The 15204-nt window shown below is 38.3% G+C and carries 14 protein-coding genes; all 14 read right to left on the bottom strand.

The window, feature by feature from the left end:
• Nucleotides 1-66 precede the first annotated feature (66 nt).
• Nucleotides 67-1146, bottom strand: coding sequence for a TRAP transporter substrate-binding protein DctP (gene dctP / locus ACN6MT_RS17295; protein ID WP_419887237.1), 1080 nt, complete (start codon nt 1144-1146; stop codon nt 67-69).
• Nucleotides 1147-1406: 260 nt separating this feature from the next.
• Entirely contained in the window at nt 1407-2681 is a 1275-nt protein-coding gene (locus ACN6MT_RS17290) for a TRAP transporter large permease (RefSeq protein WP_419887236.1), read from the bottom strand.
• A gap of 18 nt (nt 2682-2699) precedes the next feature.
• Nucleotides 2700-3236, bottom strand: a complete 537-nt coding sequence (locus tag ACN6MT_RS17285) for a TRAP transporter small permease (RefSeq protein WP_419887235.1) — start codon at nt 3234-3236, stop codon at nt 2700-2702.
• Nucleotides 3237-3327: 91 nt separating this feature from the next.
• A complete protein-coding gene (locus tag ACN6MT_RS17280) occupies nt 3328-4371 on the bottom strand; it encodes an alpha-ketoacid dehydrogenase subunit beta (protein WP_419887234.1) in 1044 nt (347 codons plus the stop codon).
• 26 nt (nt 4372-4397) lie between these two features.
• On the bottom strand, nt 4398-5393 hold the full coding sequence (locus tag ACN6MT_RS17275) for a thiamine pyrophosphate-dependent dehydrogenase E1 component subunit alpha (protein WP_419887233.1): 996 nt from the start codon (nt 5391-5393) through the stop codon (nt 4398-4400).
• A 61-nt stretch (nt 5394-5454) separates the two neighbouring features.
• Entirely contained in the window at nt 5455-6939 is a 1485-nt protein-coding gene (locus ACN6MT_RS17270) for an aromatic ring-hydroxylating oxygenase subunit alpha (RefSeq protein WP_419887232.1), read from the bottom strand.
• A gap of 86 nt (nt 6940-7025) precedes the next feature.
• A complete protein-coding gene (gene dctP / locus ACN6MT_RS17265) occupies nt 7026-8111 on the bottom strand; it encodes a TRAP transporter substrate-binding protein DctP (RefSeq protein WP_419887231.1) in 1086 nt (361 codons plus the stop codon).
• Between the two features lie 72 nt (nt 8112-8183).
• Nucleotides 8184-8849, bottom strand: a complete 666-nt coding sequence (locus tag ACN6MT_RS17260) for a 3-oxoacid CoA-transferase subunit B (RefSeq protein ID WP_419887230.1) — start codon at nt 8847-8849, stop codon at nt 8184-8186.
• Nucleotides 8849-9517, bottom strand: a complete 669-nt coding sequence (locus ACN6MT_RS17255) for a 3-oxoacid CoA-transferase subunit A (RefSeq protein ID WP_419887229.1) — start codon at nt 9515-9517, stop codon at nt 8849-8851. The genes ACN6MT_RS17260 and ACN6MT_RS17255 overlap by 1 nt, the downstream gene beginning before the upstream one ends.
• Nucleotides 9518-9545: 28 nt before the next feature.
• On the bottom strand, nt 9546-9947 hold the full coding sequence (locus tag ACN6MT_RS17250; protein ID WP_419887228.1) for a Zn-ribbon domain-containing OB-fold protein: 402 nt from the start codon (nt 9945-9947) through the stop codon (nt 9546-9548).
• A 1-nt stretch (nt 9948) separates the two neighbouring features.
• Nucleotides 9949-11088 (bottom strand): acetyl-CoA acetyltransferase, encoded by a 1140-nt coding sequence (locus ACN6MT_RS17245; protein ID WP_419887227.1) that lies wholly within the window; start codon nt 11086-11088, stop codon nt 9949-9951.
• Between the two features lie 163 nt (nt 11089-11251).
• Entirely contained in the window at nt 11252-12685 is a 1434-nt protein-coding gene (locus tag ACN6MT_RS17240; RefSeq protein ID WP_419887226.1) for an acetate--CoA ligase family protein, read from the bottom strand.
• Between the two features lies 1 nt (nt 12686).
• Nucleotides 12687-13424: an acetate--CoA ligase family protein gene (locus tag ACN6MT_RS17235; protein WP_419887225.1), complete on the bottom strand. Its 738-nt coding sequence runs from the start codon at nt 13422-13424 to the stop codon at nt 12687-12689.
• Nucleotides 13425-13919: 495 nt separating this feature from the next.
• A complete protein-coding gene (locus tag ACN6MT_RS17230; RefSeq protein WP_419887224.1) occupies nt 13920-15194 on the bottom strand; it encodes a cytochrome P450 in 1275 nt (424 codons plus the stop codon).
• Nucleotides 15195-15204 lie beyond the last annotated feature (10 nt).

Below are 15204 nucleotides of genomic sequence, written 5' to 3'. Positions count from 1 at the left end.
TACTTTGTCTTTACTGTTTGCTTCATAGACAACTCCTTACTGTTTATTAAAATTGATTTGAAATAACTATTTTAGTTTGGCGACTTCTTCCTTGAACTGTTCTAAAACCTTTCCAAATTTATCATCCTGTTTTACTAAGAATTGTTTTTCAAATTTATCAAAGAATTTTTGCCATTCTTCTCTTTCAGCATCGGTTACATCATGTAATGGTACATCTCCATCTTTAATCCATCTTTGTTCTCTTTCGACTGTGTCTTTGTCCCATGCCTTTGAACCATTTTCCGCAACATAATCACCTGCTTTTAACAATGCATCCTGAATATCCTTTGGTAACGTTTTCCACAGTTTTTCACTAATGATAAAACCCGTTGTTCCTGCTGAGAAACCAAGGTTCATACTCCCCCAGTTACTTAATTCTCTTATACCATGTGCTACATCAGATGCAGCGTAATGGTGGAGAACATCAACAGCACCCTTGTCATATGCCTCATAGGTTTCAGTTGATGGAATACCTACTGCAGTACCTCCGGCCATTTGAATAATTTCAGATAAGGTTCCTGCACTAGTTCTAACTCTTTGTCCTTTTAAATCGGATGGGACATTTATTTCTATCCCTTTCGAATAAAAATTAAATGTAGGCGTAGTAACGGCTAATAAGGGTCGTACACCATGACTTAAGAACTCATCGACCATTGGACTTTGTCTACTTACAGCATTAAATGCCATGCTGCCTTCATAGGAATTTGCATATAAACCAGGTAATGCTGTTACCTTATTTGCCAATGATAGTTCACTAGGAAAAACACTAGCAGAAAACATGCCGATGTCAGCTACACCATCTGCTGTTAAAGTGATATAATCAGCCATTTGCCCTAATTGTTGAGAAGGATACCATTCAAATTCTACTTTTCCGTTCGTTAACTCTGTCGCTTTATCCATAAAGGCTTTGTAGATATAAACAGAATCAGGATCTTCTGGAACAGATACAGTGGCCACTTTAAAGGTATAGTCAGCTTTGTTACTATCATTTTTGCTGCCATTTGGTTGACTTCCAGTTTCTTTTGAATTTGAAGAACTACAACCTGCGACGACTAAGAGGATAGAGATGAAACAACAAATTAAAAAAAAATATTTTCTCCCTGCCATTTAAAATCCTCCCTAGTGAATCATCCATCATATATAAACACCTTTCCTACTAATCTTTCTTTAGTTTCGAATTAATATAATTCCAATATTCTGATAATATTACGCATAAATCTTTTGTCATTACCATACAGAATGAAATGTCTCCTCTCGCTTGTTTTTTTACATCATACCTAAACTAAAGAAAGATTATATGAAAATAGTGATTTGGGCTTTTGGACAATGTTATTACCCAGTTTTTCAAAACTGGGTAATAACTTCCTCTACATCAACGATGGTAAAAATAATGCAATTTGTGGGAATAGAATTAAAAGCAAAATACTCAATAGCAACACGCCGATAAAAGGAATTGACCCTACAAACACTTTTTGTGCAGGTATGCCTGTATGTTGACTGGTAATATATAAGTTAATACCAACTGGCGGTGTAACCAAACCAATCTCTAGAACTAATACAACAATAATACCGAACCAGATAGGATCATAGCCAAGGCTTGTTATCAACGGGAAAACGATTGGCAGCGTAATTAACATAGAAGCTAATAAATCCATAAACAAACCGAGAATTAAATATAATAGAATCACAAGCAATAAGACTGCCAATGCAGGCAGGCCACTTCCATTAATAATTTCAAGTAGATCATTTCCAATTCTAGAAAGAGTTATATAATAAGAAAAAATTACTGAACCAATAATAATCATAAAGATCATACCTGTTTGTTTGATTGTTGCCAGCAAGGAGTCAAGGATATCTTTATAATTAAGTCTTCTCATAATTAATCCGATAACAAGGGCACCTGCTGCACCAAAAGCAGCCGATTCCGTTGGCGTTGCGATTCCGAAATAAATGATCCCGATAACAAATAATACTAAGATGACTGCTGGCCATACGGATTTTAAGGAACTAAACCGTTCTTTCCATGGATATTTCTCAGTCACGCTTCTCTGTTTAATCCCTACGATGACAACCGTGACACATAACAGTAAAGCAAGCATTATACCTGGCATAATTCCAGCCATCAGGAGTTTCCCAATTGAGGTTTCTGTTTGAATTCCATATAGTACCAATGGAATGCTAGGAGGAATCATTACGGCTAATGTTCCTGTAGCAGTTGCTACTAAGCCAGAAGCAAATGAATCTGAATAACGAGATTGAATCATTTTTGGAACGGCAATTTGGGACATTACGGAAGTTGCAGCTAAGCTGGAACCTGATAATGCTCCAAACCCGGCACTAGCAAATATGGTGGTCACTCCAGCGCCTCCAGGAAAATGTCCAAACCATTTTAAGACAGTATCAAATAAGTCATCTGCAATTTTACTTTTTGAAATAAAATGGGCCATTAAGATAAATAAGGGGATTGCACTAAATGTAAAATTATTGACGCTTCGATAAGCGGTGGTTGAAAGATAACTCTGAAGGATGTCATACCCAGAAGAAAAATATAAACCGATAGATCCAGTAATGAGGAGCACAAATCCTATCGGCATCCCAAGCAATATAAGCACTATTAATATTGCTACACATAGCGCAACCATTTTTCATCACCTCTTTTATTAGTTTGCTAATGTACTTGATTCTTGCGATAATTCATTTTCCTGTGAATCCGTTTTGCCACTCATAATATTAATGGAATCAACTAGAATCCTAAGGGTAAATAATAGTATCCCTATTGAGATAATGACTAAAGCTGGACCTAATGGATAATTTAGCAAACTTGAACTTCTAGTGTCCGTTGCAAAACTTTCTAATGCTTGTTGAAAATTGTTTATTCCTAAAAGGAGATAAATGAATAAAGCACATAAATTAGAAAAGATACGAGTAATGATTTTAAAATTTTTCGAAAACTTTTGTTCTAATAAATCAACATTCACATGACCTTTATGTTTTTGGGTATAACTAATGGCAAAGTAAACAATAATTGGCATTAAATATTCTCCGGTAAGTTCAAGTGTTCCTGTAATTGGGGAGTGAAATGCTGTTCTCAAAATTACATCGACAAAAATCCATATCATCATAATGAATAGGACTGCAGCTGATATATAACCAAAAAAATTATCCAATTTATCGAGCCATCTATTTATCACGCCCATAAATTATCCACCTTTCAATTAGCTTACTTAGTAAAAGTAAACGTTTTCAATATACAAATGAGTTTATAGAAAGGTGGAAAAACCACCCTTCTTATAAAACGGAGACGATTGATTTATCGCCAACAACCTCAGCAACGGCCTCGATAATTTGTTTCGGACCAGGTACATACAGAGTCTCAAGTGGCTTAGAAAAAGGAACCGGTGTATGTGGTGCATTGACACGCATGATTGGCGCATCTAGATAGTCGAAGGCTTTTTGTTGTACAATTGCGGCAATATCTGCTGCAGCACTACAGCGCGGGTTGGACTCATCCACAACCACCAATCGGCTTGTTTTCTCTACAGATGCAAGAATGGTGTCTTCATCAAGTGGAGAAAGGGTCCTTGGGTCAACGACTTCAGCTTCAATTCCTAAATTGGACAACTGCTCAGCTGCCTCAAGAGCTTTGTTTACCATGTTTCCAATTGCTACAATCGTTACATCGCTGCCAGCTCGTTTGATATCTGCTTTGCCGAGAGGGATTGTATAGTATTCTTCAGGTACTTCTCCCTTCATCCCATAAACAGGAATGCTTTCGAAAAAGACAACCGGGTCATCATCTTCAACTGAAGCAAGAAGCAATCCTTTTGCATCATATGGATTCGAAGGAACAACCACTTTAAGTCCTGGAATGCTCGTTACCATCGAATACAATGTTTGAGAATGCTGAGATCCAGCACCATACCCTGCGCCATATGGCATGCGAAGAACCATTGGCACTCCCATTTTCCCACCGTACATATAACGGAATTTTGCCGCTTGGTTCATGACAGCGTCTAGAGCATATCCCAGAAAATCATTAAACATCAGCTCAGCAATTGGACGTAAGCCCGTTACGGCTGCACCGACAGCAGTACCAATGAAACCATTTTCAGAAATTGGAGTATCCCTTACACGTTCCCTGCCAAATTCAATCGCACATCCTTTGGTTACACGAAATGGTCCGCCAACCGCTTCTAGATTTTGTTCCTCTAAATGGGGAACTTTGGCACCGCCAGCCACATCTTCCCCGATTATGATAACTCTTTCATCAGCTCTCATCGCCAACTTAATTGCTTCATTTAGTGCTAGAACAGTAGTCAATTGTCTAGTCATCTCTCCAACTCCTTCTAGATCTTTTCTTATTTGTAAGATACATAGACATCGGTATAAAGGTCTTCGGGTTCTGGAAAAGGACTATCGATTGCAAACTGAAGTGCAGCCTCTACTTCCTCCGATACCGATTGTTCAATCTTTTGTAACTCCTCCTCGGTTACGATCTGGTGCTTATGAAGGTAGGATTTAAATTTCTTAATACACTCTTCATCGGTTAAGTGAAGATTTTTCTCTTCTTCCGTTTTATACGTCTGTGGGTCAGAAATACCGTGACCTTGAATTCGGTACGTATCACATTCAATTAGCGTTGGACCTTCACCGTTTCGTGCCCTTTCAACTGCAGCTCCAACGGTATCATATACCTCAATGACATCATTCCCATCAATAGTAATACCAGGAATATTATAACTTGACGCCCGATCTGAAATTTTTTCCACTGCACTTGCATATCTATGGGCGGTGTACTCACCGTATTTATTATTCTCACAAATAAATACAATTGGTAACTTCCAAATAGCTGCTAAATTAAGAGATTCATGGAATGCACCATTATTAGCTGCTCCATCCCCGAAAAACGCAACAGCCACCGCATTACTTTTTGTAATTTGAGCTGTAAGTGCTGCTCCACAGGCAATTGGAATTCCACCGCCTACAACACCATTGGCTCCTACAATACCTTTGTCGAAATCAGCTAGGTGGAGAGACCCTCCTTTTCCTTTGTCGCAGCCTGTTGATTTCCCGGCCATTTCAGCCATTAACTCATTTAAATTCCCACCTTTAGCGATACAGTGGCCATGACCGCGGTGAGTACTGGTTATATAATCAGCATCACTCAAATGAGCACATGTTCCAACAGCGACTGCTTCCTGACCATCCGAAGTATGCGCAAACGGACCCAGTTGACCGTTTCTAGTTCCTCTTGTGACAGTCTCTTCAAACTTACGAATTTCGACCATTTTTTGAAAAATCCATTTGGCTTTTTCTTGTGTTAGGATGGTTTCTTCCCCTTTTGCCTTTACCATTTCTTTTTCCTCCTTACATCTATTGCGTATATTATTAAGTAGTTTGATGAGGAAAAACTCATCACTTTTGGTCTCTTAAATATAAATCGTATTCTGCGTGGAATTGCTGAATTCGCCGCTCTTGTTCACTTAAACGCATTACACCACCAAGACCGTTAGATTTAATCCCTTTGTGCACCTGACCAATTTGTTGCAGATCCTGATCCAATAAAAGTCCTACTTCTGAGTTTTCTATCGTGGTATGTCTTGTTTCTGGACGGAACTTTCCGCTTATATCTTGTGACGGATCCACGCCATACGTAAACTCCAACCAGAAAGGCCGTTTCTTCTCTGTATTGATTTTTGCGCATAAAATCGTTATGTGATAAACAGATTGATCTGGATCTGATTCATGCGGAATAAATCGTTGAATAAGTGCTACCTCAGCATTAATATTTAAGTTTAAATTTGGAAACAATGAACAACTCCAGGTATCAATAATTTGACTGTCGGAAAGACGTGTGTAATCCCTTCCAAAAGGACTTAACCCTTGACGCTTTGCCTTCTTACAAGCTTCCCTTACATCATCGGCTTTTCCTTGAAAAGTTGCTGGATCAACACCTGAATCTGTCATTAAACTTTTTAGAGCATCATTAATGGTTTCATGGTCTTCTTGACGCTTACTTACCATCCCTCTAGGAACAATCATTCGGCTATGGCCATTTTTGTAAAAATCATATTGGCCAAAGTGGTCATCCGTTGCTAATACACCTTGAGGATGCGTTTGATGCAGATGGTACATTTCTGCAAAGGCGTCTAGATTGGTTTTCCAGTTAGCAGGTACTGCTACCTTAACATCTTTGACGATATGCCAATCTTCAAACTGATAAGCATCTAGGGTACGCATTAATGCTGGATCAAAATACTCTTCAAATGGCACTGGATTTTTAGCCATATTAATAAAGATAAAGCCGCCCCAAACATGAACATGTACTTGAGATAAATTTAGATCATCACATAACAATTCTGGTGCAAATGTGTTTCGGTCGGTTACCCGGGCAATTTCTCCATCACATTTCCACATCCAGGAATGATAGCTGCAGATGAAACTCTTCGTTCCCTTACCAGATTCTTCATGAACAAGCTGGTTTCCTCTATGTTTACAAACGTTATAGAATGCATTTATCCTATCCTTGTCACTACGGACAATCAAAAAAGACTCTCTGCCAAAGTCAAACTTAAACCAGTCCCCTGCCTCAGCACAATCAGATGCCCGCCCGGCCAAAATCCATGTTTTTTTCCAAAGTTTTTCCCATTCAAGCTCCATCACTTCTTTACTGTAGTAAAGTTCAGATCGGATTCTACGATAATGTTCAATACCTGGATATAGCTCCTTTAATCGTTTAGGCGATTTTGCATCTAAAGAGCCTGGTTTTCCATTCGGTTCAATGACGAAATCTTCTGGGTCATTTAATACTGGATTAATTTGCCGGTTGGTTTTACGTAATTCCTCGATCATGTCCTCAAATTTGGTGTTACTTGTCTTTTTTTGAGTACTACTACTCATAGTAATCAACCCTTTCTTCTAAATTTTTTCATTAGTATTTGACCTTCTCTTGTAAGAAAACCCTTACAAAAAAGTAGAAATTTAGATTAGCTTTTTCGTACTTTTTCCACTTCTTCTTTAAACATTTCGATCACTTTATTTAAATCCTTGTTATTTTTCTTTTCTAAGAAATATTTAGTGAAGTCGTCATAATATTTTTTCCATTGCTCTTTTTCACTTTTTGTAGGCTCATAAAGGTCAACATCGCCATTTTTAATCCAACGTTCTTCTCTCGCCTTAACATCTTTTTCATAGGCGTCAGAACCATTTGCAGCAATATAATCTCCAGCCTCTTTAAATGCCTTTTTAATATCATCTGGAAGCTCATCATATTTCTTTGCATTCATCATTAAACCAGTTGTTCCTCCGGAGAAAGCAAGATTACGAGTACCATAATTACTTACTTCTCTGTAACCCCCAGAAGTATCAGATGAAGCAAAACCATGAAGACCATCTACTGCTCCTTTTTCATAAGCTTCATACATATCTGCAGAAGGAATGGCTACAGGGATCCCCCCAATAAACTGAACCATTTCAGCATGTAAGCCTCCACTTGTACGCAGCTTTACACCTTTTAAATCATCTGGAGTTTTGATTTTGATATTTTTTGTGTACACATTATATGGAGCTGTTGTAATTGCCACTAATGGACGAACACCGTGACTTAAGAAGTCTGTTTCTAGCATTGGACTTTTTTGGGTAAGATTATGATAGGCAATCGATCCTTCACGAGCATTTTCGTAGATACCTGGAATACCAGTAACTGAGTTTCCTAGAGGCATTTCATTTGGAAAAACGCTTACAGCAAACATTGCAATATCTACTGCTCCACTAGAAGCCATATCAATGTAATCACCAATACTGCCTAACTGTTGTGCCGGGTACCATTCAAATTTAACTTTGCCATTCGTTAATTCCGTTACTTTATCCTGAAATCCTTTATAGATCAATTGTGAGTCTTGATCAGGCTCTGCGCTTGCAGTGGCAACTTTGAATGTATACGTTTTTTCTTCTTTACCACTTTTGTTCTCTGATTCATTTCCTGCTGTATTTTTGTTGGAACCGCACCCAGTAAAAATGAAGAGTAAAGCTAAAATAACACTGAATAAAAGAGCAAATTTTTTCGTTTTCACTAATTCTCCCCCTTGTTTTTATAAAAATATAATAATTCTGACTATTTTAACTAAAGTTTCCTAGATCCCATCTTAAATAGTAATTTCCTTTAAATTCTTAGAAATAATTAATCTAGGTTCCGTAACTTGTTGTACTTCTTCAATTGAGTACCCTGGAGCAATTTCCTGCAGGACTAAACCTTCAGCGGTAACGTCAATGATTGACATATCAGTATAAATGCGATCTACGCAGCGCAATGCGGTCACTGGATAGTCTAGCTCTTTCACGATTTTAAATTCACCATTCTTACTTGTATGGGTCATCGCTATATAAAGCTTTTTGCTGCCTAATGCAATGTCCATTGCGCCACCAATACTTCCCAGCTGAGCCCCCTTTACTTTCCAATTTGCCAAATCTCCTTTTTCTGATACTTGCATTCCTCCCATAACCGCCACATCAATATGTTTGCCACGAAGCATAGCAAAGGAATCAGCATGGTGAGAGAAACTTCCTCCAGGAACGAGTGTAACGGGGAGTTTTGAAGCATTTACCAGGTCAGGGTCTTCTTCCCCTGGTGGTGCTATTGAACCCATACCAAGAACCCCTTGCTCACTTTGATAAATAATTTCAGAATCGTTAGATACATAATTGCTGACCAACACTGGTATGCCAATTCCTAAATTGACTACATCTCCTTCATGTAGATCCTGTGCGATTCGCTCAGCTATTTGATCTCTCGTTAACAATCTTTTTTCCACTACAAGCCCCCCTTTACAACCACACGCTGAACAAAAATCCCTGGGGTAACAATACTTTCGGGATCTAGTTCTCCTAATTCAACGATTTCATCCACCTCTGCAATCGTAACCTTTGCAGCCATAGCCATAATGGGGTTGAAATTTCGCCCAGATTTATTGAAAACAAGGTTTCCCCAACGATCTGCCTTTTTGGCTTTGATTAGAGCAAAATCTCCCTTAATTGCCTTTTCAAGTACACATGGTACACCATCAAATTCCTTTACCTCTTTACCAATAGCAACCTCTGTCCCTGCCCCAGTAGGAGTATAAAAACCTTCAATTCCTGATCCTCCAGCTCTAATTCTCTCAGCTAAGGTTCCTTGTGGGACCAATTCTAAATCTATCTTTCCTTCTTTATACTTTTCTACGAAAATATGACTTTCTTTCATCAAAGGAAAGGAACAGATGATTTTAGCCACTTTATCATCTTTTATTAACTTTGCTAGACCTATTTCATGATATCCACAATTGTTACTAACTGCTGTAATGTTTTTGGCACCTTGCCTAGATAATCCAGAAATTAATTCATTGGCAACACCTGCGCCTCCAAAGCCACCAAATAAAATTGTGCTCCCATCAACTATGTCCTTTACCGCATCATCAACTGAATTATAAATTTTATTAATCAACCAATTTCCCCTCCCCTTGAGCCCAACCCTAAGCCTGCCTAAATTGGACTAAATTGTATTCCCCAAAGCTTTTGCTAAAATCTGCTTCAACTGGCATGCCAATTTTCACATCTTCAATAGCTGCACCTACTAGATTCGTCATCATTCTAGGTCCTTCTTCTAGTGAAATAAGTGCAACAATATAGGGAACCTTTTCTTTAAACTCAGGATTAAAAGCTTTATGTACGACACTGAAGCTGTATACAGTACCTCTACCTTTTGAAACAACCCACTCTACATCTGATAAACAGTTTTTACATATAACCCTTGGATAAAATTGGTATGAATTACACTGAGGACAATGTTGAATTAATAATTCACTTCGTTTCGTCGCTTCCCAGAAAGGACGAGTGTCACTATCAATCGTATATAAGACATCATCTAATACCATCTTAATCCCTCCCTAGAATTACAGTACACGAAGAGGAAAGTACACCGCCCATACCATTACATAATGCTGTTCTTGCATCTGGTACTTGCCGTTCCCCACACTCATTTCGAAGTTGACGTACGGCTTCAATGAGCAGAAAAATTCCAAACAAGCCAGGATGACAATACGATAGTCCTCCACCACTTGTATTCAACGGAAATGCTCCACCTGGAGCTATCCGCTGGCTTTCCACGAAAGCACCACCTTCTCCCTTTTCACAGAAACCTAAGTCTTCTAATTGGAGAATGACAGTAATGGTGAATGAATCATATAATTGTACAACATCGATTTCATCAGGTCTTAATCCTGCCATAGCAAATGCACGTTCACCAGAGTCTTTTGCTCCTGTAATGGTCAGATCTGGCATTTCACTGATGTTTAAATGTGTATGGGTTTCACCTGTACCAAGTACCCATACTGGTTTGGTTCGGCACTCCCTAGCTTTCCTTTCAGAAACAATAACGATGGCACCTCCACCATCTGTTAATAAGCAGCAATCTAGGGCATGTAAAGGACTGCTAATTAAAGGAGATTTAAGGACATCATCCACTGTTAATTCACCTTTTGCAAACGCTTTCGGATTTAAGTTTGCCCATTTTCGTGCCGCTACAGCAACTTCGGCTAATTGTTCAGAAGTTGTTCCATAAAGTTCCATATGTCTTTGTGCAGCTAGTGCATATGCCCCTACAGGAAAGGGCATTCCGTACGGTGCTTCAAAAGGATTGACAGCGATACTACTGCCTGGACGAACTCTTTTGCTCCGTTGATTGCTCCCATATGTAATCAACGCTACATCGAACAAACCTGCATATATTCCAGCAACGGCATGCTCAACATGGGCTTCAAAAGAAGATCCACCAAGACTTGTAGAGTCTGAATATTTTGGTGTAATCCCTATATACTCTGCAATTGTCATAGTTTGTAAATAAGCATACGGACCCGCAGAAAAGATTGCCTCCACTTCACTTTTTTCAATGCCAGCCTCACGTAATGCATCCCTTGCAGCAAGTGCCTGTAATTGAAGAGGATTTTTATCCCCAACTTTCCCTAACTCTGACTCGGCAACCCCAACTATGGCTGCCCGTCTAGAAAGTTTTGACATGATCACTCCTCCTTTTACGTTTCTTTGTTTCATATATACAATGGTTTATTACCGTATATCGATAATACGTATCGTTAAATCATAATTAAATCATAATACAGTCGAGGTAAAATTTCAATATTTTATTCTAAATATTTTGATAATTATAGTAGAAAAAAATCTATTAGTTGTTATATTCTTTTTCTTTTAATGAAATCCTCTTATTTATTTGATAGTTCGTAATATAAGACAGTATATCAACCGCCTTCTCAGGATTTGAGAATATTGGAATTTGATTTTTTCTTAATAATTGAAAGGCATTTGAAGCAAGGGTTTCCGATATAAGCCATGTGATAATCAAACTTTTTCTACTCTTTTTTGATAGATGTATAATGTCCTCCGCAATAATAGAAGCGATAGGCTCTCCTACAGTAGTCAACATTAAGACAATAGAATCAATCTCTGGGGCTTCCATAAGAATTTCCATTGATTGGCGAAACATTTTTGGATTATTAATAATATCAGCTGTTGTATCAAATGGATTTTGAACAATTCCAAAGTTAGGTATAATTTCAGTTAACTTTAGCTGAGTTTGAGAGGAAAAGGCGGGAACATTAAGTCCTTGTTGAATGCAAGAATCTGCTATGATTGTACAGCAGCCTCCAGAAGTAGAAACTACGCCGACATTATTACCTTTAATATCCTTAACGGTAAGGATCGCTTTAGCAACATCAAACAATTCTTCTAAATGTTGAACAGAAATTACACCATATTGCTTGAATACTGCTTCGTAAACCTGATGATCCCCAGCTAAACTTCCAGTATGGGATTGCACAGATTTTTTTCCAAGAGAGGTTCGGCCATTCTTATAGACAATAACTGGTTTCTCTCGTTCAAACGCTTTTTTTAGTGCTTCAATAAATTTTCGACCATCTTTTATACCTTCCAAATACACACATATCACTTCGGTATTACGATCGTCAGCTAGGAAAGCGATATAATCTGCTGAATCTAAATCAGCCTCATTACCTGAGCTTATATAATGACTAATTCCTGTTCCTTCAGTCCAAACTCTACTTAACAAACCTCCTCCAATAGCACCACTTTGACTAACAAAAGCTATTTTTCCATTAACAGGTATCTCAGGAGTCTCCATCGACATGCTAAAACTACCGAAAAACTTATGATGAGTATTAACAAGTCCAATTGCATTAGGACCACATATATGGATATCGAGTTCCTTCGCCCTTGTAAGAAGTCTCTCTTGTATCGCTTTTCCTTCCTCGCCTAATTCAGCAAAACCGGAGGAGAAAATGGTTAGCACTTTTATTCCTCTCGCAGCACAATCCTCCATGGCAGAAAAAATGAGATGGACAGGAAGAACGATGAGAGCTAAATCAATATTTTTTGGAAGATCCCGTATCGAACGATAACATGTCCTGCCTTGAATTTCTTCTTCTTTAGGATTTACAGGATAAATATTATAGGGGTATTGATGCTTTAGGATATAGGACATCAATCTCCCGCCAGTCTTTTTAGTGTTATTCGATGCTCCGACCACCGCAATTGATTTTGGATATAGTAGCTTTTGTATCGCCATCATTCTTTTTGAATTCATATCATACCGCTCCTTCAGATATTAGACTCTCAGACGAAAGGATGATTCTAGCATCTACAACCATTGCACCTTTTCCTTCTTCATGGAGGAACACAGGGTTTAAGTCTATCTCACTAATTTCAGGGAATTCTAAGGCTAATCTTTCCACTTGAAAAAGTAATGATTTTAAGGCTTTACGATCCCGTGCTTTAGCACCGCGAAACTCTCCAAGTAAGCGCTTACCCTTTATCTCTGAAATCATTTCATCAACATCTCTCTCTGTTAGTGGAGCCACCCTTATGGAGACATCCTTCAACACTTCTACCCATACTCCTCCAAGACCAAAGAGGATGGTAGGTCCAAATATTTCATCCCTTTTCATTCCAATTATGATCTCTGTCCCCGATTCTATCATTTGCTGTACAGAAACTTGAATTTCTGTATTGGTACCCAGATAATCACTGGCATTGCTCATAATTTCTCTAAATCCTGCTCTTACCTCATTTGGAGTCTTTACACCTACTAAAACACCTTTTGCATCACTTTTATGGGTAATCTCAAATGAATGAACTTTTAATACCACCGGAAAACCAATTTCTTGAGCTAAAAAAATGGCTTCCTCTTCTGATTTAGCTAATCCCTGCTTGGGTATTCCCATCCCAAGATGTTCAAAAATTTTTTTAGAGTAGGACTCAGGTATCACCAAACTATTTCTTTCCCTTATTAAAGCAAGTATTTCTTTAATTGCTTCTTTATTCATAATTACACCTCGTATCTATTTAACTTGATAGATTTTGAATAAATTACCGATATTCGGTTTATACAACCTTAATACGGTATCTCAATAACATAGTAACACATGGTTAAATTAAATGTAAATTACTTTTTAAATTTTTAGACTATTTCGCCTTTTTAATATTCTTTCCAACAAACCATATGATGCAATATAGTCCTTTACATGATAGGGAACATTTGATGTTGGTCAAAAAAATATATTTTAAAATTTTTATTTGTCTCCATAAACAAAAAACACCCCAGTATCAAGGACTGTGGTAGTGACAAATTTTCTACTATATTATCTTTTAGAAGTGTCTGATCCCCAGTACTTAATTGGGGGTCAGACATATATATTATGCTCTGCCAAGCTGTTAAACAAATCTCGGGTGTACTACGGACGTTAATGCAAATCATTATTGGAATATTCATTTTTCGTGGTTTATAAACCAACTGACTCCACTAACAATCAGCGATAATACTAGTTCCACTCAATTAAAATTGATTCAGGCCGTGGGGAAATAATGTGAGGCATCCAACACTCTTCTTGATGCTCGGCAAGGCGAATGTTTGGGATACGATCGAGTATTGTCTCAAGTGCGACACGTCCTTCAAGTCTGGCCAGAGCTGCCCCAATACAAGCATGAATACCATGGCCAAACGTCAAATTTTTATTAGCGTTCTTCCTTTGTATATCAAAGATATCCGGCTCATCGAAAACCGTCTCATCGTGATTAGCAGAAATTATTAATAGTTGGACCTTTGCTCCTTCTGGAATCGACACGCCACCTATCATGGTATCTTTCTTCGCCATTCGAAACATCCCGCGTAATGGTGGCCAGAACCTCAAGGTCTCTTCAACTGCATTAGGAATAAGCGAACGATTGTTTTTAACCAATTCCAACTGATTTGAATGTCTCATTAACTCACGCATGAGCAGGGATAAGGTAGCAGCTGTCGTTTCATGACCAGCAACGATAAATGCGTTAATAATACCGATAATTTCTTCGTTACTCAATACAGGTTCACCGTCGTCACCCTTAACACGAATCAGTTCTGATATTAAATCACCCTTGTCTTGAACACGGCGCTCCTCAATGAATTCGTTTATCCATTGTACTATTCGCTTACCGCGTTTGGCAATCTCACCTTCCATTTCATTAAGTTTCTGGCCACCTTGCACAAGGTAAAAGAAATCTTTCCCCCAATGGATAACATCGTCCTCGAGTTCGGCGGGAGCACCAATAAAGTCTAGAATTACCTGTACAGGAAGTCGGTTGGCATATTGGGTCACGAAATTACAGCTGCCATCCTTGATGAAAGTATCTATCAAAGTGTTAGACCGCTCGCGAATTTTGGGTTCGAGCTTAGTGATAATACTTGGAATCATTACTTTGCTTAAGAGTTTTCGGACCCGAGTATGTTCGGGGGGATCCATACGAGTAATAGATTTCTTTGAAGGGTGACCATTAGGAAATGCTACTTGAAGGTTTGGCGAAAGTTCTCTGACTTCAGCATTCCCCTTACTTGAGAATGTCTTATAATCTTTGAAAATATTTTGAACATCTTCATATCGTGAAACACACCACACGTTAAACATGGGCAAGTAGAACACTGGTGCTTCTTTGCGTGCAACTTCTAACCACGGCCATGGTTTTAATATCTGCTCTAAATCTAGCGGATTGTAGGCTTTTCCGTTTACTTGGGGAATTTGATTTGTGTTCGCAACTTGCGAAACCTGATTAAAATTGGTCATTTTTTACCTC

It is taken from the genome of Neobacillus niacini, from assembly GCF_048572935.1.
In the GTDB taxonomy this organism is placed as follows: domain Bacteria; phylum Bacillota; class Bacilli; order Bacillales; family Cytobacillaceae; genus Neobacillus; species Neobacillus niacini.
The sequence above is the reverse complement of the archived record's forward strand: the minus strand, read 5'-3'. Positions and strand labels throughout refer to the sequence as shown.